Consider the following 22,475-nt stretch of genomic DNA (forward strand, 5'->3'; position numbering starts at 1 on the left):
TCCCCTCCCAAGATATGCAGAGACGCAAGACGATCAAGCAGAAGAAAAAAGCATGGGACGAGGGGATGAGGGGTTGAGCCACGAACAGTCTGCCGCTGCGGGCGGCAGGGCCGCTCTGCGGCAAGGCCATGTTGCGCTCGGCATATTTCTCGTCGCCTACATCCTTTCCTTCGTCGACCGGCAGATATTGAGCCTGATGGTCGAGCCGATCAAACAGGATCTGGGCCTTAGCGATTTGCAGGTCGGGTTGCTTCAGGGATTGGCCTTTGCCCTGCTCTATGCAGTGGTCGGCATTCCCATCGGAATGCTGGCCGATCGGATCAGCCGCCGCCGGATCATCGCCGTGGGCGTCCTGTTCTGGAGCGCCTGCACCGCACTTTGCGGCTTTGCGGGCAGCTATGCGCATCTGTTCGTCGCGCGCATGGGCGTCGGTTTGGGGGAGGCATCGCTATCCCCTTCGGCTCACAGCTGGCTAAGTGATGCCTACCCGCCAGCCCAGCTTTCGCGGGCGATGGCGATCTATAATCTGGGCATCACCATTGGTGGTGGGCTGGCGCTGCTGGTCGGGGGCGCTGTTGTCGATATGGTCGCGGCGCAGGGTGCGCTGGTGCTGCCCGGCATCGGGCCGATGCCTACCTGGCGGGCGGCATTCCTGCTGGTGGCTTTACCCGGCCTGTTGGTGACGGCGCTGGTTTTCGTGGCCCGTGAACCGGCACGCCGCGCGGGGTGGGTGAAGGCGGGTATGCCGTTTCGCGCGGCGCTCTCGCACCTGCGCGCGCATTGGCGGACATTCGCGGCGATCTATGCCAATTCCACATTGCTGGGGACCATGGGTTATGGCCTGTCGGCATGGTATCCGACATTACTCATCCGGACCTTCGACATGACGCCCGGGCAGGCTTCGCTCCGTCTGGGATTGATCTATCTGCTGCTTGGGAGCTTGGGTTCCTTGGCGGGCGGTTTCGCGGCGGAGAGGCTTTCGCTGAAAGGCGTGCGCGATGCCAATTTGAGGATGGCGATGATCCTCGCCTTTCTGTGCGTTATTCCGGCGACGCTTGCGCCGGTCATGCCTTCCTCAACGCTGCTGCTGTTGCTCTTTTCAATCCTGACCTTCTGCTTCAATGGCTATTTCGGTTGCTCGCTGGCTGCGATCCAACTCGCGACGCCGCCCAGCATGCGGGCAACCGGAGCCGCGCTGTTCCTTTTGGCGAACAGTCTCGTAGGCTTGTCGCTCGGAACAGCGATCGTGCCGTTGATCGACAACGCCTTGTTCGATGGCCGTGGTCAGATCGGCCCCGCGCTGGCGACCGTGGGCCTATGCGCATCGCTAACCGCTGCCCTCGCCGCATGGTCCGGATTGCGCAGCTATGCCGCGACCAATCAGGCGGTGGCACGCGGCTGAGCGCAGAAAAGGTCAGCGAACGGCATGATATTTCTGATTATAGCGTTTGTTATACCTTGCGTGAAACGCCCGAGTTTTCGGGACAATTCAAAGGTGTGGAACCAATGCGGAAGTTTTGCGGGCGGTTCGCAGCCGGAACCGTAGCCTGCAAAGCTGGTTAGCTGAGAGCAGGTTATCCTGCAGTGCGACCCAAACTGCCCTGCCTTCTTTTTCGGAGGTGGGGCTTTTTGCGGTTGAGATCAGATGCTTTGGTTCAGGCGACTGGCCGCAGATATTCCGGTAGTTCATCGGCAGCATGATTACGGCACTCGATCCGTGGTGACGCACTGTAGGTGCTGAAGTGTTCAAGGGGCATGGCCGATCCGCAGAAACTGCATTCGGCGGTCATGCGCCCTATGATCCAATGTTGCCTGTCACATCCGGGACAATGATTGGGCTCATCCTCCCGATATAGTGGGGAGTAGCTGTAGGTTGCCGACCAGCCCGTCGCGCTTTCCGTCCGCATTGAATTGCCTCACTTTTTTACGACCTATCCTTGTTAACGGAAGGCGAGGCGTTCAGTTTCATCGGCATCGGCATCGCCGCTTGGCTTGGCGGCTGCGTGACTTACATGCTGATCAGGACAGGAATTTGATGATCGAGGAGAAATCCTGACTAGTTTCGCCCTTATTGGCCAGCAACTGATAAAGGCTTTCCGCCTGCGCGCCCATGGGTACGCTGGCGTTGACGGAAGCCGCCGCTTCCAGCGCGAGTTTCAGGTCCTTCAGCATCAGGGCAACGGCAAAGCCGCCGCTATAGCCGTTGTCCGCAGGGGATTGCGGACCAACGCCGGGCACGGGGCAGTAGCTTGTCATGGACCAGCTTTGTCCCGACGAAACGCTGGAAATGTCGTAGAAGGTCTGGGCGTCGAGCCCGATCTTCTCCGCCATGGCAAAGGCTTCGCACGTTGCGACCATGGTCGCGCCCAGCAGCATGTTGTTGCAGATCTTGGCCGCCTGGCCGTTGCCGTCACTACCGGCGTGGATTACGGCCTTGCCCATGGCGGACAGGATGGGCTTTGCCTTGGCGAAGGCTTCATCGTCGCCGCCCACCATGAAGGTTAGCGATCCCCCATTTGCAGCGGCGATTCCCCCAGAAACCGGCGCGTCGGCCATCAGGAAACCCTTCGCCTTCGCCGCAGCGATGACGCGGCGAGCGGTCGCGACGTCGATGGTCGAACAGTCGAGGAACAGCGCTCCTGCCTTTGCCGTGCCGAAAACCTCATCATTATAGACCGCTTCGACATGCTTGCCAGCTGGTAGCATCGTCACCACTGCATCGGCCCCCGCGACGGCTTCGGCCGCGCTGCTGACGCGGGTCGCGCCAGCCGCCTCGGCCTTGGCGAGGGCCGCGTCGGAAAGATCGAAGGCGCGCACGGCAAAGCCGTTCTTGACGAGATTGGCGGCCATTCCGCCACCCATGTTGCCCAAGCCGATGAAGGCGATAGTCTCAGTCATGCCGACTTCCTTCTGTTGATTGTCTGGCCGCCTTCATGGACGCAGCAGGTCGCGCGCGACGATCATGCGCATCACCTGGTTCGTGCCTTCCAGGATCGAATGCACGCGTAGGTCGCGCCAGAAGCGTTCGATCGGATAGTCCATCAGATAACCATAGCCGCCATGCAGTTGCAGCGCGCGGTCGGCGATAGCGGACCCAGCGTCGGTGGCGAGGCGCTTTGCCATGGCGGCGAAGCGGGTCTTGTCGGGCGCGTTCTCGGTCACCTTGACCGCCGCCATGTAGAGCAGCGCGCGCGCCGCCTGAAGTTCGGTTTCCATGTCGGCAAGGGTGAACTGCGTGTTCTGGAAATCAGCGATGGCCTGGCCGAACTGCTTGCGATCCTTGCTATAGGCGACTGCTTCATCGAGGCAGCGCTGCGCCCCGCCAAGCGAGCAGGCGCCGATGTTGAGCCGTCCGCCGTCAAGGCCCATCATCGCGATGCGAAAGCCTTCGCCCTCTGCTCCCACAAGATTTTCCGCAGGCACGCGGACATTGTCGAAATTGACCTGTGCGGTCGGTTGCGAATGCCAGCCAAGCTTGCGCTCCTGCGCGCCGAAGCTGACGCCGGGCATATCCTTTTCGATGACGAGGCAGCTTATGCCCTTGGGGCCATCCTCGCCCGTGCGGACCATGGTGACATAGATATCGTTTTCGCCGCCGCCGGAGATGAACTGCTTCGATCCGGTTACGAGATAGTCGCTGCCGTTCTTCACGGCGCGTGTCTTGAGCGCGGCGGCGTCTGATCCCGATCCCGCCTCGGTCAGACAATAGCTGCCCATCCGCTCCATCGGCACCATCGAGGGCAGATATTTGTCCTTGACCGTTTGTGCGCCGAAACGGTCGATCATCCAGGCGGCCATGTTGTGGATCGATATGAACGCGCTGGTCGACGGGCAGCCATAGGCCATGGCCTCCATGATCAGCGCGGATTCCAGACGGCCAAGGCCGATGCCGCCCGACTCTTCCGACACATAAATGCCGCCAAAGCCCAGCTCGGCCGCCGCGCGGATCGTGTCGCGCGGGAAGATATGCTTCTCATCCCATTCGGCCGCATGCGGCGTGATCGCGTCGGCGGTAAAGCGCCGAGCCATGTCCTGGATCTGGCGTTGGTCGTCGGTAAGGTCGAACTGGGTCATTATGCATCCTGTTGCGGCGATGGCGTGCGCCAAGCGTCTTGAGGGAGAGCATGCGCTCTCCCCTCGCAGCTGTCACCCCATGGTGGGGATGACGAAGGCGCTGTCGCCGGACGCGCCGCCATCGGGCCAGCGCTGGGTGATGGTCTTCACCTTCGTCCAGAATTTGATGCCTTCCATGCCGTGCTGGTTCGTGTCGCCAAAGGCAGAGCGCTTCCAGCCGCCGAATGTGTGATAAGCGACGGGCACCGGGATCGGCACGTTGATGCCGACCATGCCGACATTCACCCGCGCGGCGAATTCGCGCGCGGCGTGGCCGTTACGAGTGAAGATCGCGACGCCATTGCCATATTGATGCTGGCTGGGCAGGGCAATTGCGTCCTCGAAGCTTTCGGCGCGCACCATTTGCAGCACGGGGCCGAAAATCTCTTCCTGATAGGTTCGCATGCTAGGCTTGACCTGATCGAACAGCGTCGGGCCGACGAAGAAGCCTTGCTCATGCCCTTGCAGGGTGAAGCCTCGGCCATCGACCACCAGCTCGGCGCCTTCATCGATACCCATCTGGATATAATTCTCGATCTTCGCCTTGTGCGCGGCGGTGACGACCGGGCCATAATGGGCTTCGGGATCGGTCGAAACGCCGACGCGCAGCGCCTGAATGGCGGGGATCAGCTTTTCGCGCAGGGCGAGGGCGGTCTTCTCGCCCACCGGCACCACGACGGGCAGCGCCATGCAGCGTTCGCCAGCCGAACCGAACGCCGCGCCAGACAAATCGTTGACGACCTGATCGAGATCGGCATCCGGCATGACGATGCCATGGTTCTTCGCGCCGCCCATCGCCTGCACGCGCTTGCCGTTATCGACACCGCGCTTGTAGACATAATGGGCAATGTCGGAGGAGCCGACGAAGCTGATCGCGCCGATGTCCGGATGATCGAGGATGGCATCGACCATTTCCTTGTCGCCCTGCACGACCTGCAGAATGCCTTCGGGCAGACCGGCTTCAAGGAAAAGTTCGGCGAGGCGCACGGGAACGGACGGATCGCGTTCGGAAGGCTTCATGATGAACGCATTGCCCGTCGCGATCGCCACGCCCGACATCCAGAGCGGGATCATCGCGGGGAAGTTGAAGGGCGTGATACCCGCGCCGATGCCGATCGGCTGGCGCATGGAATAGACGTCGATGCCCGGACCCGCGCCCTGCGTATATTCGCCTTTCAGCGCATGGGGGATGCCGCAGCAAAATTCGATGACTTCCAGCCCGCGCTGGATATCGCCGCGCGAATCCGCGATCACCTTGCCATGTTCGGACGAAAGCAGATGCGCCAGTTCGTCCATATTCTTCTCGACCAGCGTCTTGAAGTTGAACATGACGCGAGCGCGCCGCTGCGGATTGACTGCCGCCCAGGCGGGCTGCGCCGCCTTCGCCGCCTCTACCGCACGGTCGAGGAGGGCGCGGTCGCCCAGGGCCACACGGGCTTGAACCTGCCCATCATTGGGATTGAACACATCACTGTAGCGCGGCGCTTCGCTGTTATGAGCAAAGGCGAGCTTGTGGGAAATTTCGCGCATGGCACCCTCTCGATGAGATTTGCCTTATCATGCCGAAAGGCGATAATGCATTCAATTCCCCTTTGTTGCAGAGTTGATCTGCATTTTTGCATGGATGGCGTGTGATGTTCGATTGGGATGATTTGCGCATATTTCTGACTGTCGCACGGCTGAAGAAGGTGGCTCCGGCGGCGCGGGCGCTCGGCATTGATGCGACGACGATTTCCCGGCGCTTGGGGCGATTGTCGCAGGCGTTAGACGCGCAACTGTTCGAGCAGACTGGCGCGGAGAGGGCGCTGACGGAACATGGCGCGGCCTTGCTGCGCCACGCCGAGAGCATCGAAAGCGCGGCGATGTCGGCGATCGTCGATGTGAAGGGGGAAAGGCACAGTCTGAACGGGCAGGTGCGGCTGTCGGTTGCCGAGGGTTTTGGCCGGTGGATATTGGCCCCTGCGATCCCCGAATTTCACGCCCGCCATCCGGGTATCCGACTGGACGTGATTACCGCGTCGGGATTCCTAAATCCGTCGAAACGGGAAGCGGACATGGCGGTCATGTTGGCGCGGCCGCAGCGGGGGCATTTGGCGGTGCGGAAGCTGGCTGATTACAAGCTGCACCTTTATGCGTCGCCCGGCTATCTCGCGGCGCGGGGTGCTCCAGTGTCGCGCGAGCGGCTGCATGAGCATGTGCTGATCGGCTATGTGCCTGAGTTTCTATACTCGCCGGAACTCGACTATCTGGATGAGGTCTATGCGGGATTGGAAGCGTCGCTCCGGTCGAGTAGCATCGGCATGCAGCGTCAACTGATACTGGATGGCGCCGGGATCGGCGTGCTGCCGGACTTCATCGTCGCCGAGGATGAGAAGCTGGTGCGCCTTTTTCCAGAAGAGGTGGAGATTGCGCGATCCTTCTGGCTGGTGACGCATCCGGAAATGACGAAGCTCGCCCGCATCCTCGCCGTGTCCGACATGCTGCGGGAAAGATCGGAAGAGCTGCTAGGCGGGGGCGCTCCGATCAGTTGAAGCGCCCCAGATCCAGTCGAGGACGTCAGGCGACCAGTCGTGGCTCGACCGGGTCCTGCGGCACGCCCTTGGGCGTTCCCACATCATAGACGCGGGTCAGCAGGCGAATGAAATTGGTGTCGTGCAGTGGATCGCTCGGCATCTCAAAGATTTCGCCCCGCGTGCGCAGGTCCTTTACGAATATCTCGAACGCCATGTCGGTCGTGATGTCGTCGCTATGGTCGCGCGAAATTCGCAGGTCGTTGAGGTCGGTGTAAACCTGCGCATTCCAATGGAGTAGCAGGCGAAATTCCTGCTCGGAGATCTTGGCCACGACATCGTCGCCGGTCATGATCCGCCATCCGGCAGCCACATCGGGATCGGCCGACATGGTCGAATTGATCGCGAGGCCCACAGGTTTGCGCTGATCGACCGGTCCGCAGCCCTGCGCGGTGTGGAACATCATTTCATTTTCGACCACGACGCCGCGTCCCCACATCGGCGCTTCGAGGCAGACCGGATCATTTTGCGGCCCGTTCGGCCAATAGTGGAAGCCGCCGCCGATCGAACCCTGATAATACCAGGCGATGACCTGCGCCTTTTTCGCCTGCCAGCGCCGGAACAGCCCGGACTTGGCCATGATGTTCAGCAGCCAGATCGGGCAGTTGACTTCGTATAGTCCGCGAAAATGCGTGCCATCGACATGCGGCGATCCGCCGGCCGAGCTTGGACCCTGAAGGTTGAACATTAGCTGGTCACATTCGACATAGGGCGTGTTCCAATAAGCGCGCGCCATGTCGAGGAACTTCTTGTTATAGAAGCAATCGTCCAGTTCCGGATAGCGATTGACGCCATTGTCGGCGAGGTAGCCCCGGAAAACCGGGTTCATGAACATCTCCCAGGTCGGCGTGAAGCCTTCTGGGATGGAGCCGGTGGATGTCGCGATCACCTCCTCGGGCGAAGCGAAATATTGCGCCAGGATCAGCGACCAGGGGCCTTCCCGGCGGACGACGTCCAGAACCCGCTGATGTTGGTCTTCGGTATAAAGATTGTCGACGATTCTGGGCGGCGCGACGGGCAGGAAAGTGGAAGCGACATCAGCGGGCATAGGCTCTCTCCAGCAAGCAATTTCCCGGCGCGAACGGCAGGGTCTGAAGACGGGAATATCCCATCACCGCTTCGCTGGCAATAATTTCCGAAAATATGTTCGACTATTCGCCGCGCCGTGCGGCCACTCCGTCGAGCGCCAGCGCCAATGTGGTGCGCCAGCGGGGGAGGGCGGTGTCGGCATAACGGTCAGGATGCGCGGCGATGACCGGTACGTCTTCCGCCGAACGCTGCCTGATCGAGGAGCGCACGGCTTCGCGATATTCCGCTTCGCCGCCTGCAACCGCGCGGGCATAGGAGGAGAGGAACGCGCCCCCGAGCACGATCAGGTCGATGGAGCGCAGCAGGTCCAGCGCGTCGGGCAGGTCGAACCCGCGTGCTAGCATGGCTTGCAGCCATTGTTCGGAACTGTCGATCTCGACCGCTGGTCCCAAATTGCCGCTGACGAGGGTGGATACAAGCTGCCCTTCCTCCACCAGCTTGTGCAGCGCTTCGGCATATTGGGTGGCATATTCGCGCCAGGATTGACCCTCATCCTCCGGGAAGGTGGCGGCCCCCGAAGCACGCTGCGCTGCGAGCCGCACCAGCTCCTTGCGGCCGGTGACATAGGTGTACAGCACCGCCGGGCGGACGCCGAGCCGATCGGCGAGCGCCGCGATCCTGAGGCCATCGAGCCCCATGTCGATCGCGGCGTCGAGGATTTGAGCCAAGGTCAACCGGCGTGGCCGCCCGACAGTGCGGGGAGTGGGTGGCGGCTCCTCCACCTCAACAGAGGAAGATTCAAGATTGTCGCTGCTCATGGCCCGACCCATAGCGTTGGAAGGATCAGCCGTCGATCCGGTGGCGCGGCGCAAAGGAGGCGGTGAAGGATGATTGATCCGCATAATTATGGGCGCTTCACGACATAAAATGGGGCTGATGACGCACGGGCGCCTGCGGTAGGCATCGTCGGCCGAGAGGGGGCAGGGTATAAGGCTTTTGGAGAGGCAGGAGAGAAATCGGTGGGGACAAGTTTGGTCCATCTCATTGGAGTGGCAAGCCGACATGCGCCGGATGGTGCCTGGCCAAAGTTCCGACGATCGTCCGCCGGATGCGGTTGCTTGCAGAAATGAAGGAACATGGCGTTCAGCTCTATCCAGCGTCGAGCGCCATCCGGATCGAGCGCGACGCTGTCCGTTTCATGAACAAGGGCGGAGCGGAGCAGGCTGTCGCCGCCGACCATGTGATCGTCGCGAAAGGCGCGACGGGTAACCTGACGCTCGCCGATCAGTTGCAGGCGCAGGGCTTTACTGTTCACGTCCTCGGCGATGCCAAAGGGGTTGGTTATATCGAAGGCGCAATGCGCGGCGCTGCACAGGCGGTGGAGGCGATAGCCGGGTGAAGGCCGGTCTGTTTTCAAACGGAGCCAGCGGAGGGATGCGCGCTGTGGTCCGCAAACATCGATGATCGAGGCCATATGAACCAGACTGATACACGCTTTTCCTTTCAGGATGCAGAGCCTGCCTTGTCAGGCGGCGGCAACGGGACGCGCGGGAAGAAGCGCCGCCGTGGATGGCGTCGCACTGTCCTAATGGCTGCTGGCGCCATCGCGATCCTGGGCGGGGGATATTGGGCCTATAGCGGGAACCTGTTCCGCCCTGCGCCAGCGATCGATTATTCCGGGCCGACGGCGGGCTGGAGCTTTTATGGCGGGGACGCGGGCGGGACGCGCTACTCGCCGCTGACGCAGATCACGCCTGACAATGTCTGGGCGCTGAAGCCTGCCTGGACCTATCATATCGGCATGGTCACGGCGCCGGAGCCGCTTTCCCCGACATTCCAGGCGACGCCGATCATTGCGGAAAACCGGCTTTATCTCTGCTCCGGCAATGGCCGCATCGCGGCGGTAGACCCGGAAACCGGCAAGCAAATCTGGGTGAAGCAGCCAAGCTCGGACAATTTCAGCACCTACCTGCTGAATTGCCGTGGCGTCACCTATGCGCGTGACGAGAGCGTGCCAGCAGGCGCTGAATGCGCGGGACGGATTTTTGCCGGGACGCTGGACGGGCGGCTGGTGGCGCTCGATTCTGCCACGGGTCGCGAGTGCCGCTCCTTCGGGCACAATTCCGTGGTCGATCTGAAGCCGGGTCTGGGCAAGATAGAGCGGGGCGACTTATCGATCTCTTCACCGCCCGTCGTGATCGGCAATGCCATCGTCGTGAATGGACGGCTTACCGACAATATGCGGGTCGACATGCCGGCTGGAGCGATCCGGGCGTTCGACATTCATTCTGGCAAACCGCTCTGGTCCTGGAATGGCCTGCCCCCGGGGATGAGCGATGCGCAGAACGCGCCGAAGGGCGAGCAATTCGTGCGGAGGACGCCCAATAGCTGGGCGCCGATGGCGGTCGATCCCAAGCTTAACCTTGTCTATGTGCCCATGGGCAACGCGCCGCCCGACCACTATGCCGCCAACCGGGCGGGCCTCGATTATTATGCAAGTTCGGTCGTGGCGCTCGATGGGACGACAGGTCAGGTCAAGTGGCGGTTCCAGACGGTTCATAACGACGTGTGGGATTATGACATTCCCGCGCAGCCGGTGTTGTTCGACCTGCCCACGGCGGACGGGCCTGTCCCCGCGCTCGCGCAGACCACGAAGGTCGGGCATATCTTCATCCTTGACCGGCGCACGGGCAAGCCGATCTTCCCCGTGGTCGAACGCCCTGTGCCGCAGGAAGGCAAGGTGCCGGGCGAAAAGCTGTCGCCCACACAACCATTCCCCGCCAATCCGGCGTTCATCATCCGCGATCCGGACCTGCGCGAAGAAGATATGTGGGGCTTTACCCCCTATGACAAATATAAGTGCCGGGAACTGTTCCGCTCCGTGAACTATAAGGGGGTCTTTACGCCGCCTTCGACACGGGGATGGCTGCAATGGCCAAGTTTTGAGGGCGCGTCCAACTGGGGTGGCGTGACCGTCGATCCGCAGCGCGGCATCTTGATCGCCAATACCACGCAGGTGGGCGCGATCATGAAGCTGATCCCGCAGGCCGAAATCGCGTCCCGCACCGCGGTCGGAGAAGCCATCCTGCCGACCAAGGGCGCGCCCTATGGCCTGCAGATGAAGCCCATGCTGTCTCCCTTTGGCGCGCCATGCAACCGGCCGCCTTGGGGCCGCCTGACCGCGATCGACCTGAAGGCTGGCAAGACGCTGTGGAACGTGCCGCTTGGCACCACGCGCGACCAGGCGCCGCCGCCCATGTGGCTGAAGCTTGGCGTGCCGAACCTTGGCGGCAGCGTCGCCACGGCTTCGGGACTGGTGTTCCTTGGCGCGACCACGGACAGTTATCTGCGGGCCTATGACATTAGGTCCGGCAAGGTCGTCTGGCGCGTTCGTCTGCCTGCGGGCGGGCAGGCCACGCCCATGACCTACCGCCTGAAGAAGGATGGCCGCCAATATGTCGTGATTGCCGCTGGCGGGCACAAATTTCTGGGTACGAAGCTGGGCGATTCCCTCGTCGCCTACGCTTTGCCGAAATAAGCTCGGGCGGGCGGCGGCCGATCAATCTTGTCGCCGCCGCCGCGTCTTTCCCATAAGAGAGGGGGAAGACTCGCCACGCATATGCGCGGCGCATGGAGAGCGCAGCAGTGCACGAATATGTCACCTGGACAGAGGAGCGTCTTGCCACGTCTCGCATTCCGGGGGTCGTCGTTCGGCTGAACCTTCCGCACGGGGGGAGTTTTCCACAGCATCTCGCAGGACGGGAGCCTACTCATCAGGTCGGCATGTGGACGTCGAGCATCTACAGGCCGCGCGGCCGATTTCGCTACGCCACCCAGTCCCACTATCAAGAATTGAAGCAGGCCACCTTTGTCCCCGCCGATATCGACTGGATCGCCGAAGTCGAAAATTCCGGTCCCCTGAAGCCCGCAATCTTCTGCGATTTCGAAAAGGAATATTTCAACGAGACCACGGGTATAGAGCCGCTCAACCATGTTGAGCAGCTGCTATATTGCGAGAATGGGAATGTCTCTCAACAGGCGTTGAAGCTTCTTGCAGATGAGCTTCGCGCGCCCGGTTTTTCCCATGCCGTGAAGGTGGATTCCCTGTGCCGGTTGATCCTCGTGGAATTGGTGCGGCAGCTTGACGATACGCACACCAATGCGCGCGCTGGCGAGGGTGGTAAGCTCGCCTCATGGCAGCTGCGCCGGATCCGCGATATTGTGGAAACCGTCGAAGGACGGCCGATCACCGTCCGCCAATTGGCCGACGAATGCGGTATCAGCGCGCCGCATTTGCGTCGCCTGTTCAAGGCCAGCACGGGAACTTCCGTCAGCGCCTATGTCGATGGCATTCGCCTTGAAAGGGCAAAGATGCTCCTCGCCGACCGATCGCTTCCCTTGAAAGGGATAGCGCACCGTCTGGGCTTCGCGAATGCCAGTGCCTTTTCAGCGGCATTCAAGCGTGAGGCCGGAAGCAGTCCGAACCGATATCGTCAACAGATCGCGTCCTGACGTCGCCAGTTGTCGAACGGCCTGTCGCCGCCGTCAGCGCAACGGTTCCAAAAATGCTGTGCAGCCTCCCGTGGTAAGAAGGAACGCCTGGACCGAAGGCGCGTTTGCGTCCTGAATTTCAGGGAGAATGAAAATGGCGCGTATCACGTCGATGGTCCTAGCCGCAGGATTGACGCTGGCGGCCTGTAATCAGGCGAGTGAGCAGCGCAATGCCGACGCATTGAATGCGGCGAAGAACGCTGCTGAAAATGCCGGCGACAGGGTCGAGAAGGCGGCGGAGAACGCAATCGATGCATTGAAACCAACCCCTGATGCGCAGGATTTCGTGAACCTCGCAGCCAGGAGCGATGCGTTCGAGATTGCGGCTGCGAAGCTGGCCTCGGCCAACGCCACGTCCGCTGAAGTCAAGGCCTTCGCCGTTCAGATGATCAAGGCCCACTCTGAGTCCACTGCGAAGATCAAGGCGGCAGCGGGCAAGGCACGGCCTGCCGTTATACCGAACCCTGACCTTACCGCTGGGCAGAAGAAGGATTTGGACGAACTGCGGCAGAAGAAGGGCGCGGCGTTTGACGAGGAATATATCGATGGCCAGGTCGATGCGCACGAGGACGCTCTTGCGCTGATGCGTTCCTACGCGTCGGGCGGGACGGACGCGGCGCTGAAGGCGGCAGCGGGCGAGATCGCTCCGGTGGTAGAGGGGCATTTGAAAATGGCGCGGGCGCTGGAGAGCAAGACTGATAAGTGATCGCCGCTATCGGTTAAACCACGATAATCAGTAAACAGGGGCGGACTGTTGCCCGCCCCTTGCCTTTTAGAGCCCGTCGAGCCCTTTGCTGACGAGTATATTCACCGCGACGCGGCGGTTCTGCGCCTTGCCTTCGACCGTATCATTGCTGCTGAGCGGGTCCGCTTCGGACATGCCGGTGGGGGTCAGCATGCGATAGGGCTTCCAACCGCAGGTCTGCTGAAGATAGTTGACCACCCGGCTGGCCCGCTTTTCGCTAAGCGCCTGATTGAAGTCGTCGCTGCCGGTGGAATCGGTATAGCCCACGACGAGCAACAGGGCGTTGTTCATGCCTTCGGCCGCTGACGCAGTGGCGCACAGGTCGTTCTTCGCCTGATCGGACAATACCGCCTTACCGACGTCGAAGTTCACGTTGGTCGTGCTTTTGACATTATATTTATCGATATCGCCCACGCGGCTGCGCAAGGCGTCCGTCGCGGCGGTCTGTTCGGCAAAGCCCTGGGCAGTGCCGCTGCGGATCATCGACGCGGTCTTCAGGTCCTTGCTCTTCAGATCGATCTGACTGGCGATCAGGTCAGCACCCGACTGAAGCGTCTTGATGGAAACTGGCAGACCGTTCAGCAGCGAAGCTGTGGCAAGTTTGCTGCGGCTGAGGCCAAGGAAGCCGCCGCTGGACTTGACGCGGGTCGCGTCATTGATGGTTACGATGGTGTTGGTGCCGTCGGCAGCAGTCACCTGCAATTTATCGCCATTGCGCGCGGAAATAAGGCCTTCGACCTCCGGCCCTTCGGCCAGTTGCGCCGCTTCGGGCGCAGGGGCGCTGTAGGTCGCCGACAGATTGGCTTCAGGCGCTTCCTGCTGCGCCTCCTGCGCGAAGCTGGCTGAAGCGGTCCCGGCCGCCACGGACAATAGTAAGAAAAGTTTCGGACTTTTTAGAATGTTACTCATTGCGCTACTCCTTCAAACTCGATCGGGCGGGCCTGCGTGATCGCAGCTTCTCGTCCGACCGCCGCATCCGTGATGTCGTAACGGCTGTCAGAACCCCCTCCATGTAGTCTCATTATGACGCGCGGTATTCGGCCGCACCTGAACAGCATGGGCGTCCTGCCTGTTCAGCCCAACCTTTCGCGGAGATGAACGCGCCCGATCGCGCTCCGCTGCTGGGGCTGGTAGGACTGCTTCATGCGACGAACCGAGGTCCGCAGCGTAAGTTTATTAACCCGAAAGTTAAGATTAAGCAATTTCCCCAGCGATGCCGTGGTCGCCGCGAAGATCAGCCGCGTGACTCGGACGGCCAGAATGCCACTGGAGCCGCCAAGGATTTTCGGGCATGCTGGCGCATACTGGCGGATAGGGCTTACGTGTTTGAAATATCTTGATTTCATCTCGTCTTTTCCTCCGCCTGCATTGCCGATCGGTGCTCAGGGCCATCTTCTGATGGTTTCCGATTCCAGCGCGCCCAAGATCCACAGGGTGGAATGGAACGCCCGGACACTGAACAGGGGGAATAAACCATGTCCGAACGGCAGCTGAAGGCGTGGCAGGACGCGGGGCTGATCGACGCCGATGTTGCCGAACGTATCCGCGCGTGGGAATTGGTCCATAGTCGGCCTGTCGGATTGTGGGCGATCGTCGGCCTGGGTGCGTTGACTATCGGTCTGGGGATCATCTCCGTCGTCGCCGCGAATTGGGACGCGATACCCGGTGAGACGCGTCTGGCGATCCACTTCGCCCTGATGATCGGCTTTGCAGGACTGCTATGGTGGTATCTGCCGAGGGCAGCGGCGAAGAACCATTATTTCAGCGATGGATTACTGTTCGTGGCTGCGGTTCTGGGTCTCGCCTTCTTTGGCCATGTCGGGCAGGTGTATCAGACCTCCTCGCCGCTCTGGCAGCCGCTGCTGGCATGGCTGGTCATTTTTTCGCCGCTGCTGCTTCTGTTTGGAAGAGGCTGGCCGATCGCGGGCCTCTGGCTGGCAGCGGTAGTCGGCACGGCATGGTCTCATGCCGACGAATATGGTCTTGCGTGGGCATGGGGGCAGCATGCGCCCCAACCCGCCTTTCCAACACTCTATTGGGGCCTGATCGTTTGTCCGCCGATGGTGGTGGCGGCCTTCGCCGCGTTTATGCGGGGCCGGAGCGACCGGCCCGCCTTCTGGCGCTTGCTGGAACAGCTGGCGATCAGCGTGATCCTTGCGGGCATCAGCATCGCCATCATAGCGGGCGGCTGGGGCAGCCGGACCCACGCTGCCCTCGGCAGCATCGCCATACAGAGTCTGGCGCTGATCGGTGCCGCCGCGATCATATTCCGCGTCACGCCCACACGATCCGGAACGGCGACGGCGGGGATATTGGCCGCCGGGGCGCTGCTGCATTTCGCGCAGGCCTTGCTGGTCGATCTGCACGGCCCGATCCGCAGCCCCTGGATCGGAGCATCATTCTTCGTCATGCTGTGGGGTGCCGTGGCCGCAGGGGCCATCTTCGCCCGGTGGCGGCGCCTGTTCCAGGGGGCGATCGCGCTGGTAGCGCTGCGCATCATCATCCTGAGTTTCGAACTTAATGACAGCCTGCTTGAAAGCGGGGCGGGTCTTATATTTTCCGGGGCTTTCGCCATCGCGGTGGCGTGGGCGACCGTCCGTATCTCGAAACGCTATGCACCGGCGGAAGGGATGGCAGCATGAAGAGGCTTGCGTCATCGCCCCGCTTTCTACTCGCCGCCGCCCTGCTGTTGCCGATCATGGCCTTGGCTTACAGCTGGGTCGCGACCTATCGTCTCGCGCAGCAAGGGCAAGAATGGCTCATTCCCATTCGGGGTTATGATCCAAGGGATTTGCTGCGCGGGCATTATATTCAATATCGATATGACTGGCCCGTGGATGCTTCGCGCGACGGTCACAACGGCGGCAAGACTTCCTTTGATGCATCGCTTGCACCTGAATTATGCATTCAGGGCACCGCGCCGCATATTGCCAGGGTTCGCCAATTAAATCCCATTCCAGGTCGTCCCGATGCTCAGCAAATAACGGGGTGCGCGATTATCGTTCGTGCTTCGATTGGCACGCGGCGCGAGGTGCGGGGATTGGATTCCGGCATATTGTTCACGTCGCAAGCTAATGTGATGTCTTTGTCGCGCCGATTGGCGGACGCGGACGCGCAAGGTCTGGTGCGCGTCAGGATCAGGCCGGATGGGGTCATGCGGCCGGTAAGTCTGGAATTCGGAAAGCGTCAGCACCCAGATTGATAATTCTTCCTGCAATAGTGACAAAAGTGCATCACAATTGTGCATTGCTCAATTGCGTAGTTTGTTTCCATATTCTACTCTGAAGATCGACCGCCTGAACAAAGGCGGCGAACTAAAATAGGAGGGGATTTTGAAGAAGCATTCCGCACTGCTTTTCAACAGCGTAGCATCATGCGCGGTTTTGATAGCCACACCTGCCTTGGCGCAGGACGCGTCAGGCACCCAACTCGGTGCAACCGCCGACATCATCGTGACGGCTCAACGCCGCGCCGAACGTGCGCAGGATGTGCCCATCGCGATTACGGCTTTTTCGCCCGAACGCCTTCAGCAACAAAACATCACCCAGTCGCAGGATCTGAACGCCAGCGTCCCGTCGCTGGTCGTCGGGTCCGCAGGGCAGGGTTCACGCGACTCCCAAACATTTACGCTGCGCGGTCAGGGGGCCACGTTCCAGGCGTCGCCAGGCGTCGTCCTTTACCTGAACGAAGTGCCGCTACCTGCGCCGATCACACTCAGCCAGCAGGGCGGACCCGGCAACTTCGTCGATCTTGAAAATCTTCAGGTGCTCGCCGGCCCGCAGGGCACGTTGTTCGGCCGTAACACGACTGGTGGCGCGATCCTTCTCGTGCCGCACAAGCCGACGAACGACTTTTCCGGCTCGCTGCTTGCGAAATATGGTAATTACGAAGCCAAGGAGATTGAAGGCGTTATCAACGTGCCCGTGGTCGAGGACAAGCTGCTCGTCCGCGTCGTCGGCGCCTATCATGATCGCGACGGCTATACCCATGATGTGATCTGGAACAAGGATCGCGACGATACGCATTGGTATTCGGGCCGCATCGGCATCACCTTCCGCCCGACCGAGCGTATTGAAAATTACCTGATGGCCTATGGCTCCTACTCGCGCTTCAACGGCACGGGGCTTATCCATAAAGGATTCAATATCGACGGCACCGCCGGTCTGGCTCAGTTGCAGCTCTGCTCTAACACGCCGATCGCGACAAGCGGGCCATTTTCGTGCGACGTCTATCGCGCGACCACGGCTCAGGCCGACGCGCTCGGCCCTCGCCAGACCGCACACGGCATTGATGATTATCAGAAGACCAAGACTTGGGGCATCACGGATACCCTGTCCTTCGACCTCAACGACGAACTCGTCCTGCGCAACATCGTCAGCTATCAGAAGTTCAAGAGCTTCTACCGTTATGACGGCGACGGCACCGTCTTGCAGCAATATGATGTCGATCCCTACAAGCTGCCCGCGCCGGGACAGGTTACGCTTCCGGGCGTAGGCACGCCGGTCGTCTATAATAATACGTCGCCTGTCACGCTCCCGCGGGACAGCTACAAGCAGTTTACCGAAGAATTCCAGATCCAGGGCACCTACCTGGACAACAAGCTGACCTTCACGGCGGGCGGCTTCTACTACAGCCAGAAGCCTGACGGCGATCAGGCAGGCAGCGCCATCAACTATTGTCCGGCGGGTCTGACTGGCACCCCCCTTCCGGGTATCCCACCTACCTGCGTAGCGAACGCAACGCCGGGCTATGTCGCGACGACCTCAAAGGCGCTCTATGCGCAGGGCACATTCGATTTCGGAGCGATGACGCCGTCTCTCGATAGCCTGCGGCTTACCGGCGGTTTCCGCTATACCTGGGACAAGATCAAAGGCTTCTCGCAAAGCTATACGCCGACTCTAACCGGACAGTTTATCTGCTCGGCGGACTCGACGTTGGTGGACGCGATTTCGGATTGCAACTTCACCGCTTCGCTGAAGAGCAAGGCGGCCACCTGGCTCGTCGGGCTTGATTACAAGCCGGTTCGCGACCTGATGGTGTTTGCCAAGGTCAGCCGTGGCTACAAGGCAGGCGGGTTCAATCCTTACGCGGTTCGCGAGACCACCCGTACCTTCGAACCGGAAAAGGTCACTTCCTATGAGGCGGGGTTCAAATCGGACTTTCGGATCGCCAGCGTGCCTGCCCGGTTGAATGCTTCCTATTATTACCTGAATTACCAGAATATCCAGAAGGCAACCGGGGATTTCAATCCCGTAACCTTGGCCAGCGGCGCGCGGATCAACGCGGCGAAGGCCCATGTTTCAGGTGTCGAGGTCGACGCGTCCATCCGGCCGTGGAAGCCCATCGAGATCGGCGGCAATTTCAGCTATACGCGCTTTAAATATACCGAATATACTTTGCCATCGAACGGCTTCCTGGCGGATTGTTCCGGCACGGCGCTGCCGCCCGGAACGCCCACGGACCTGACCTGCCTGCCCGGTCAGTATGTCGTGCCCTACATCTACAGCTTCCACGTGGCGGTGAACCTGCCCATCGCGGAAAGGCTAGGAAACCTATCCTTCTTCGTGAACTATGCGCACAATTCGTCGCAGCATACCGAAGCCACGGTCGTTGCGCCGCAGCAGCCGGGCGAAAAGCTGGACGCCTTCGGCTTGCTGAACATGTCGCTGGACTGGAACAATATCGCAGGTTCCGGCTTGGATGCAGGATTGTACGTCACCAATGCCACGAACAAGCTCTACCGGATCAGCAACACGGACGTGTACCAGGGCGGCTCGTTGCTCTCCTGGGCAACGATCTACGGCGAGCCGCGCATGTATGGCCTCAAGCTTCGCTATCGTTTCGGCGGAGAATAAGGCTTAAAAAAACGGGACGGCGGCCATGACGGCCGCCCCATTCTGTACCCCCGGCCGGTTCAACAGCGTTTGCGTTGGACCGGCCGATCTGTTCTGGCGCTCGATGTTCTACCAACAACCGACCGTGACAAGATGCCGGAAGCCCCCCACCGATCAGTGTTCGTTAGCGGCGAAGGCGCCGATGCCGGTCTCGGCCCGTACGCGTTGCGCCGCATAGCCAGCCCTGTCGATCGCCCCGCGTGATGAACGATCGAAGTGCGAGATCAGCCAGATAGCAAGGAAGCCGGCTGGCACTGAAAATATCGCAGCAGAGCTGTACGGGAAAGGAGCCGGACCAAGGTTGAAGGTGCTTGTCCAGACCGTCGGCGACAGCAGCGTGAGGATGAAAGCGGTAAGCAGGCCAATCGTGCCGCCCATGGCCGCACCACGTGTCGTGCAGCCATTCCAGAGAAGGGAAAGGATCAGCACGGGGAAATTACCCGACGCGGCCAATGCGAAGGCCAGGCTGACCATGAAGGCCACATTCTGCTTTTCGAACAGGAGACCGAGCAACACCGCCAACGCGCCCAGCGCGAGCGTGGTCAAACGCGACACGCGCAATTCGTCAGCCGGGTTCGCCTCGCCATGTTTCAGCACGGTTGCATATAGGTCATGGCTGATCGCGGAGGCAGCCGACAGGGTCAGCCCCGCGACCACCGCAAGAATAGTCGCAAAGGCGACCGCGGATATGAAGCCGAGGAAGAGATTCCCGCCGATTGCATGGCCAAGATGGATCGCCGCCATATTGCCTCCACCCCGCAGCGCGCCTCCGGTATCCAGATAGGCAGGCTGCGTCCCGACTAGCACGATCGCACCAAAGCCGATGATGAAGGTGAGGATATAGAAATATCCGATCCAGCCGGTCGCCCACAGCACGGATTTGCGCGCTTCCTTTGCATCAGGCACTGTGAAGAAGCGCATCAATATGTGAGGCAAGCCCGCCGTTCCCAGCATCAGCGCGAGGCCGAAGGAGATCGCGGACACTGGGTCCTTGATGAAGTTGCCCGGCGCCATGATCGAACGCCCTTTATCAGCAGCATCGGCAGCGCTGGCGCCCGCATCGAATGCCCCAGTCGTCTTGACCTCAACGGCCCTGGCGAAGAGCGCCTCCAACGAGAAGCCGAACCGCGCCAGCACCATCACGGCCATGAAGGTGGCGCCGCCAAGCAGTAGCACGGCCTTGATGATCTGGACCCAGGTGGTCGCGCGCATACCACCGAACAGGACGTAGAGCATCATCAATGTGCCAACGATCACCACCGCAACCGCATATGGCAGGCCGAACAGCAATTTGATGAGCTGTCCTGCCCCCACCATCTGAGCGATCAGATAGAAGCTGACGACCAGAAGCGTGCTGACCGCTGCAAAGCTGCGCACCGGCGACTGGGCAAAGCGGTAGGAGGCTACATCGGCGAAGGTAAAGCGTCCGAGGTTGCGCAGCCGCTCCGCCATCAGGAACAGCAGGATCGGCCAGCCTACCAGAAAGCCGGTAGAATAGATGAGCCCGTCATATCCGTCCAAGTAGATCTGCGCTGAAATGCCGAGGAAGGACGCCGCCGACATATAATCGCCCGCCATCGCGAGGCCATTCTGAAAGCCGCTAATGCCTCCGCCCGCTGTATAGAAGTCCGAAGCTGTGCGTGTGCGCGCAGCCGCGACCTTCGTGATCCACAACGTCAGCCCGACAAAAGCGACGAACATGCAGATCGCGATCCAGTTGACGGGCTGGCGTTGAGCCTGTCCTTCCAGCGCGGCCGCAAAAGCGGGGAGCGGGGCCAGCGTTATCGAAGCCAGGGCGATCGCTAACAAACGCCCCATCACGCGCTATAGTGCTTTCGGCGGTGTTCCTGAAGAATTGCGGCCATTTGTTCGTCATGATGACGATTGGCGTGCGCGACGTAGATTCCGGTAAGCGCGATCGCCAGAAGGATGAGGCCAAGGCCGACGGGTATTCCGACCGACGTCACGCCACCAGCAATAGGTGCGCCAAGCGCTGCCTTTTCGAAGGCGATCAGCAGCAGATAGCCGATAAACGCAAGGAAGATGATGGCGGACAGCCACCAGCCAAGACGCGAGCGCCTCGCCACCAGGTCAACATAACGCTGATCGGCCGCCACACTGGCGACCAAGGCATCCTCTCGCGCATTCATCACACTGCTCCCCCTGCAATATCATCATGCTAGGCGCGGCGCCCATGATTGCAATAGCGTCTGCCCAATTTGGAAGATCTTCACGAAGCGCGGGAGTCCGCCGCTTGGAGCGTGAAAGCAGCCTCACCCGCCATCTGATAGCTGAAGCAATTTGCGGCGGAATTCGGTTGGGGCCATGCCGGTCCATCCGCGACAGGCACGACGCAGCGCGTTGGAATCGCAAAGGTCGAGCCGTTCGGCTATGTCCTCTATCGACAAGCGGCTGTTGGTCAGCATGTCGATGGCCATTTCATGGCGCAGTTCGTCCCGGATCGCACGGAAGGAGGTGCCAGCGCTATGCAGCCTGCGCCGCAGCGTCATCGCCCCCACGGTCAGGTGTCGGGCCAGTTCTTCGAGTGAGGGGAGCTTGCGCCTTTCCCGCAATGCCATCGCCATAAAGTGACGCGAACGGCGGACGATTTCCAGCGGATCCTCACCCGACCGCAACCCGAACAGGAAATTGAGCGTCGGCAGCGCTTCGCAATCGGCCATGGTGCGGATGACCGGCTGATCGAGGAGGGCTGCAGCAAAGCGCATTTCCAGCTGGTCTGCGTCCAGCAGCAGATCGAACGGCAGCAGTTGGCCGTCCAGATGCCGTCGGGCGAATTCGGGGAAATCGAGAGCCAGTGCGCCTTCCAACGGCTTGCCGATAAGCCAGCTGAAAATGGAGTGGAACATCAGTTGGCCGTGCAGAATGACGATGAAGTCCATTTCTTCATCATCGCTGCGCGCACCCGTATATGACAGGCAGGCCTGTCCGCTTGTCCGCTTCAACGTCATGTTGCCCATGCGCCCGTCGATCGCCAGCAGCAGTTCCTCCGTCCGCATGATGGCTTCGCGCAGGGTGCGGCTGCCGACCAGGCAGTAGAAAAGCAGGCGCCAGTCGCCGCCACGAAAAGGGAGCCGTCCGGTGGCGTAGGCCTGCATATCGGACAGTTCCACGCTGGCACGGGACGAAAGCTTTTGCAGACTGGCGATGTCCAGAGACGGGAGGGTGGCGATCAGAAACCGGTCGAGCGGCTCGTCAAACCCGTTGACCCTCAAGACGCCGACCGCATTTCCCCCGCGTCGTGCGATAAGGCGAAGAAGGCGCGCCACGATGTGATGGCCTGGCTGCCCGATGTCGCTGGAAAGCGGACCACGGTCTTGATCGCATCCTCCTCGGGGCGCGGCTGCGTTCACCACGATCTTGTCCATCATCCTCTCTTCTCGCCGCCAAGAAAATCTAACGACGGCGGCGAGTCAATGACGGGCATGATCGTGCCTGTTCCACATCATGGAATTAAACCGCGATCTATTTGATCCCAGATGCATGAAACTTCAAAGTTCCGTTCGATCGGAATCCGAGCATTGCACGATTTAAGCATAGCGATGCGGGATTTTG

19 protein-coding genes are annotated in these 22,475 nt (G+C 60.8%); 9 read left to right on the top strand and 10 right to left on the bottom strand.

The annotated features are described in order from the left end of the window. Window positions 1-52: 52 nt before the first annotated feature. Window positions 53-1,402 carry an MFS transporter gene (locus ACZ51H_RS16875; protein ID WP_464803178.1) on the top strand — a complete coding sequence of 450 codons (1,350 nt, stop codon included), beginning with the start codon at window positions 53-55 and terminating at the stop codon, window positions 1,400-1,402. Between the two features lie 253 nt (window positions 1,403-1,655). Here the strand turns inward: ACZ51H_RS16875 and ACZ51H_RS16880 are convergent, their stop codons facing one another. The 4 genes from ACZ51H_RS16880 to ACZ51H_RS16895 all read right to left on the bottom strand — a co-directional run bounded on the left by ACZ51H_RS16880 (window position 1,656) and on the right by ACZ51H_RS16895 (window position 5,643). Next, window positions 1,656-1,907 (bottom strand): hypothetical protein, encoded by a 252-nt coding sequence (locus tag ACZ51H_RS16880; RefSeq protein WP_464803179.1) that lies wholly within the window; start codon window positions 1,905-1,907, stop codon window positions 1,656-1,658. A 112-nt stretch (window positions 1,908-2,019) separates the two neighbouring features. Next, window positions 2,020-2,898 carry a 3-hydroxyisobutyrate dehydrogenase gene (gene mmsB / locus ACZ51H_RS16885; protein WP_460989024.1) on the bottom strand — a complete coding sequence of 293 codons (879 nt, stop codon included), beginning with the start codon at window positions 2,896-2,898 and terminating at the stop codon, window positions 2,020-2,022. Window positions 2,899-2,931: 33 nt separating this feature from the next. Then, on the bottom strand, window positions 2,932-4,074 hold the full coding sequence (locus tag ACZ51H_RS16890) for an acyl-CoA dehydrogenase family protein (protein WP_464803180.1): 1,143 nt from the start codon (window positions 4,072-4,074) through the stop codon (window positions 2,932-2,934). A 72-nt stretch (window positions 4,075-4,146) separates the two neighbouring features. Further along, a complete protein-coding gene (locus ACZ51H_RS16895) occupies window positions 4,147-5,643 on the bottom strand; it encodes a CoA-acylating methylmalonate-semialdehyde dehydrogenase (protein WP_464803181.1) in 1,497 nt (498 codons plus the stop codon). A gap of 104 nt (window positions 5,644-5,747) precedes the next feature. Here ACZ51H_RS16895 and ACZ51H_RS16900 point away from each other — a divergent pair, with 104 nt between their 5' ends. Next, window positions 5,748-6,644 carry a LysR family transcriptional regulator gene (locus ACZ51H_RS16900; RefSeq protein ID WP_464803182.1) on the top strand — a complete coding sequence of 299 codons (897 nt, stop codon included), beginning with the start codon at window positions 5,748-5,750 and terminating at the stop codon, window positions 6,642-6,644. 25 nt (window positions 6,645-6,669) lie between these two features. Here the strand turns inward: ACZ51H_RS16900 and ACZ51H_RS16905 are convergent, their stop codons facing one another. After that, window positions 6,670-7,731: a hypothetical protein gene (locus ACZ51H_RS16905; RefSeq protein ID WP_464803183.1), complete on the bottom strand. Its 1,062-nt coding sequence runs from the start codon at window positions 7,729-7,731 to the stop codon at window positions 6,670-6,672. 103 nt (window positions 7,732-7,834) lie between these two features. Further along, entirely contained in the window at window positions 7,835-8,530 is a 696-nt protein-coding gene (locus ACZ51H_RS16910) for a TetR family transcriptional regulator (RefSeq protein WP_464803184.1), read from the bottom strand. Window positions 8,531-8,820: 290 nt separating this feature from the next. Between ACZ51H_RS16910 and ACZ51H_RS16915 the strand changes: the two genes are divergently transcribed. From ACZ51H_RS16915 to ACZ51H_RS16930, 4 genes are all read left to right on the top strand, one after another. Beyond that, complete coding sequence (locus ACZ51H_RS16915; RefSeq protein ID WP_464803185.1) at window positions 8,821-9,111, top strand: hypothetical protein; 291 nt, start codon at window positions 8,821-8,823, stop codon at window positions 9,109-9,111. A 75-nt stretch (window positions 9,112-9,186) separates the two neighbouring features. Then, on the top strand, window positions 9,187-11,250 hold the full coding sequence (locus ACZ51H_RS16920; protein ID WP_464803186.1) for a pyrroloquinoline quinone-dependent dehydrogenase: 2,064 nt from the start codon (window positions 9,187-9,189) through the stop codon (window positions 11,248-11,250). Between the two features lie 92 nt (window positions 11,251-11,342). Further along, entirely contained in the window at window positions 11,343-12,224 is an 882-nt protein-coding gene (locus ACZ51H_RS16925) for a helix-turn-helix domain-containing protein (protein WP_464803187.1), read from the top strand. 133 nt (window positions 12,225-12,357) lie between these two features. Further along, a complete protein-coding gene (locus tag ACZ51H_RS16930; protein WP_464803188.1) occupies window positions 12,358-12,969 on the top strand; it encodes a DUF4142 domain-containing protein in 612 nt (203 codons plus the stop codon). 66 nt (window positions 12,970-13,035) lie between these two features. On the opposite strand, the gene ACZ51H_RS16935 is transcribed toward ACZ51H_RS16930, so the two are convergent. Beyond that, window positions 13,036-13,917 (bottom strand): OmpA family protein, encoded by an 882-nt coding sequence (locus ACZ51H_RS16935; protein ID WP_464803189.1) that lies wholly within the window; start codon window positions 13,915-13,917, stop codon window positions 13,036-13,038. A 566-nt stretch (window positions 13,918-14,483) separates the two neighbouring features. Here ACZ51H_RS16935 and ACZ51H_RS16940 point away from each other — a divergent pair. The 3 genes from ACZ51H_RS16940 to ACZ51H_RS16950 all read left to right on the top strand — a co-directional run bounded on the left by ACZ51H_RS16940 (window position 14,484) and on the right by ACZ51H_RS16950 (window position 18,863). Next, window positions 14,484-15,650 (top strand): DUF2157 domain-containing protein, encoded by a 1,167-nt coding sequence (locus ACZ51H_RS16940; protein WP_464803190.1) that lies wholly within the window; start codon window positions 14,484-14,486, stop codon window positions 15,648-15,650. A 56-nt stretch (window positions 15,651-15,706) separates the two neighbouring features. After that, a complete protein-coding gene (locus ACZ51H_RS16945) occupies window positions 15,707-16,210 on the top strand; it encodes a GDYXXLXY domain-containing protein (RefSeq protein WP_464803191.1) in 504 nt (167 codons plus the stop codon). Window positions 16,211-16,340: 130 nt separating this feature from the next. Continuing rightward, on the top strand, window positions 16,341-18,863 hold the full coding sequence (locus ACZ51H_RS16950) for a TonB-dependent receptor (RefSeq protein ID WP_464803192.1): 2,523 nt from the start codon (window positions 16,341-16,343) through the stop codon (window positions 18,861-18,863). A 153-nt stretch (window positions 18,864-19,016) separates the two neighbouring features. Here ACZ51H_RS16950 and ACZ51H_RS16955 read toward each other — a convergent pair whose 3' ends face one another. The 3 genes from ACZ51H_RS16955 to ACZ51H_RS16965 form a co-directional block, all read right to left on the bottom strand. Continuing rightward, window positions 19,017-20,720 carry a cation acetate symporter gene (locus ACZ51H_RS16955; RefSeq protein ID WP_464795129.1) on the bottom strand — a complete coding sequence of 568 codons (1,704 nt, stop codon included), beginning with the start codon at window positions 20,718-20,720 and terminating at the stop codon, window positions 19,017-19,019. Next, complete coding sequence (locus ACZ51H_RS16960) at window positions 20,720-21,052, bottom strand: DUF485 domain-containing protein (protein ID WP_464795749.1); 333 nt, start codon at window positions 21,050-21,052, stop codon at window positions 20,720-20,722. Before ACZ51H_RS16960 ends, ACZ51H_RS16955 begins: the two co-directional genes overlap by 1 nt. A 123-nt stretch (window positions 21,053-21,175) precedes the next feature. Further along, window positions 21,176-22,291: a helix-turn-helix domain-containing protein gene (locus ACZ51H_RS16965; protein ID WP_464803193.1), complete on the bottom strand. Its 1,116-nt coding sequence runs from the start codon at window positions 22,289-22,291 to the stop codon at window positions 21,176-21,178. Between the last annotated feature and the right edge of the window lie 184 nt (window positions 22,292-22,475).

This window comes from Sphingobium sp. TomMM15 (genome assembly GCF_055397045.1).

Bases quoted from the DNA above. Each gene is read 5' to 3' on its own strand.
- ACZ51H_RS16875 (WP_464803178.1), top strand. From the start codon at position 53: ATGGGACGAGGGGATGAGGGGTTGAGCCACGAACAGTCTGCCGCTGCG.
- ACZ51H_RS16880 (WP_464803179.1), bottom strand. From the start codon at position 1,907: ATGCGGACGGAAAGCGCGACGGGCTGGTCGGCAACCTACAGCTACTCC.
- mmsB (WP_460989024.1), bottom strand. From the start codon at position 2,898: ATGACTGAGACTATCGCCTTCATCGGCTTGGGCAACATGGGTGGCGGA.
- ACZ51H_RS16890 (WP_464803180.1), bottom strand. From the start codon at position 4,074: ATGACCCAGTTCGACCTTACCGACGACCAACGCCAGATCCAGGACATG.
- ACZ51H_RS16895 (WP_464803181.1), bottom strand. From the start codon at position 5,643: ATGCGCGAAATTTCCCACAAGCTCGCCTTTGCTCATAACAGCGAAGCG.
- ACZ51H_RS16900 (WP_464803182.1), top strand. From the start codon at position 5,748: ATGTTCGATTGGGATGATTTGCGCATATTTCTGACTGTCGCACGGCTG.
- ACZ51H_RS16905 (WP_464803183.1), bottom strand. From the start codon at position 7,731: ATGCCCGCTGATGTCGCTTCCACTTTCCTGCCCGTCGCGCCGCCCAGA.
- ACZ51H_RS16910 (WP_464803184.1), bottom strand. From the start codon at position 8,530: ATGAGCAGCGACAATCTTGAATCTTCCTCTGTTGAGGTGGAGGAGCCG.
- ACZ51H_RS16915 (WP_464803185.1), top strand. From the start codon at position 8,821: ATGCGGTTGCTTGCAGAAATGAAGGAACATGGCGTTCAGCTCTATCCA.
- ACZ51H_RS16920 (WP_464803186.1), top strand. From the start codon at position 9,187: ATGAACCAGACTGATACACGCTTTTCCTTTCAGGATGCAGAGCCTGCC.
- ACZ51H_RS16925 (WP_464803187.1), top strand. From the start codon at position 11,343: ATGGAGAGCGCAGCAGTGCACGAATATGTCACCTGGACAGAGGAGCGT.
- ACZ51H_RS16930 (WP_464803188.1), top strand. From the start codon at position 12,358: ATGGCGCGTATCACGTCGATGGTCCTAGCCGCAGGATTGACGCTGGCG.
- ACZ51H_RS16935 (WP_464803189.1), bottom strand. From the start codon at position 13,917: ATGAGTAACATTCTAAAAAGTCCGAAACTTTTCTTACTATTGTCCGTG.
- ACZ51H_RS16940 (WP_464803190.1), top strand. From the start codon at position 14,484: ATGTCCGAACGGCAGCTGAAGGCGTGGCAGGACGCGGGGCTGATCGAC.
- ACZ51H_RS16945 (WP_464803191.1), top strand. From the start codon at position 15,707: ATGGCCTTGGCTTACAGCTGGGTCGCGACCTATCGTCTCGCGCAGCAA.
- ACZ51H_RS16955 (WP_464795129.1), bottom strand. From the start codon at position 20,720: ATGGGGCGTTTGTTAGCGATCGCCCTGGCTTCGATAACGCTGGCCCCG.
- ACZ51H_RS16960 (WP_464795749.1), bottom strand. From the start codon at position 21,052: ATGAATGCGCGAGAGGATGCCTTGGTCGCCAGTGTGGCGGCCGATCAG.
- ACZ51H_RS16965 (WP_464803193.1), bottom strand. From the start codon at position 22,291: ATGATGGACAAGATCGTGGTGAACGCAGCCGCGCCCCGAGGAGGATGC.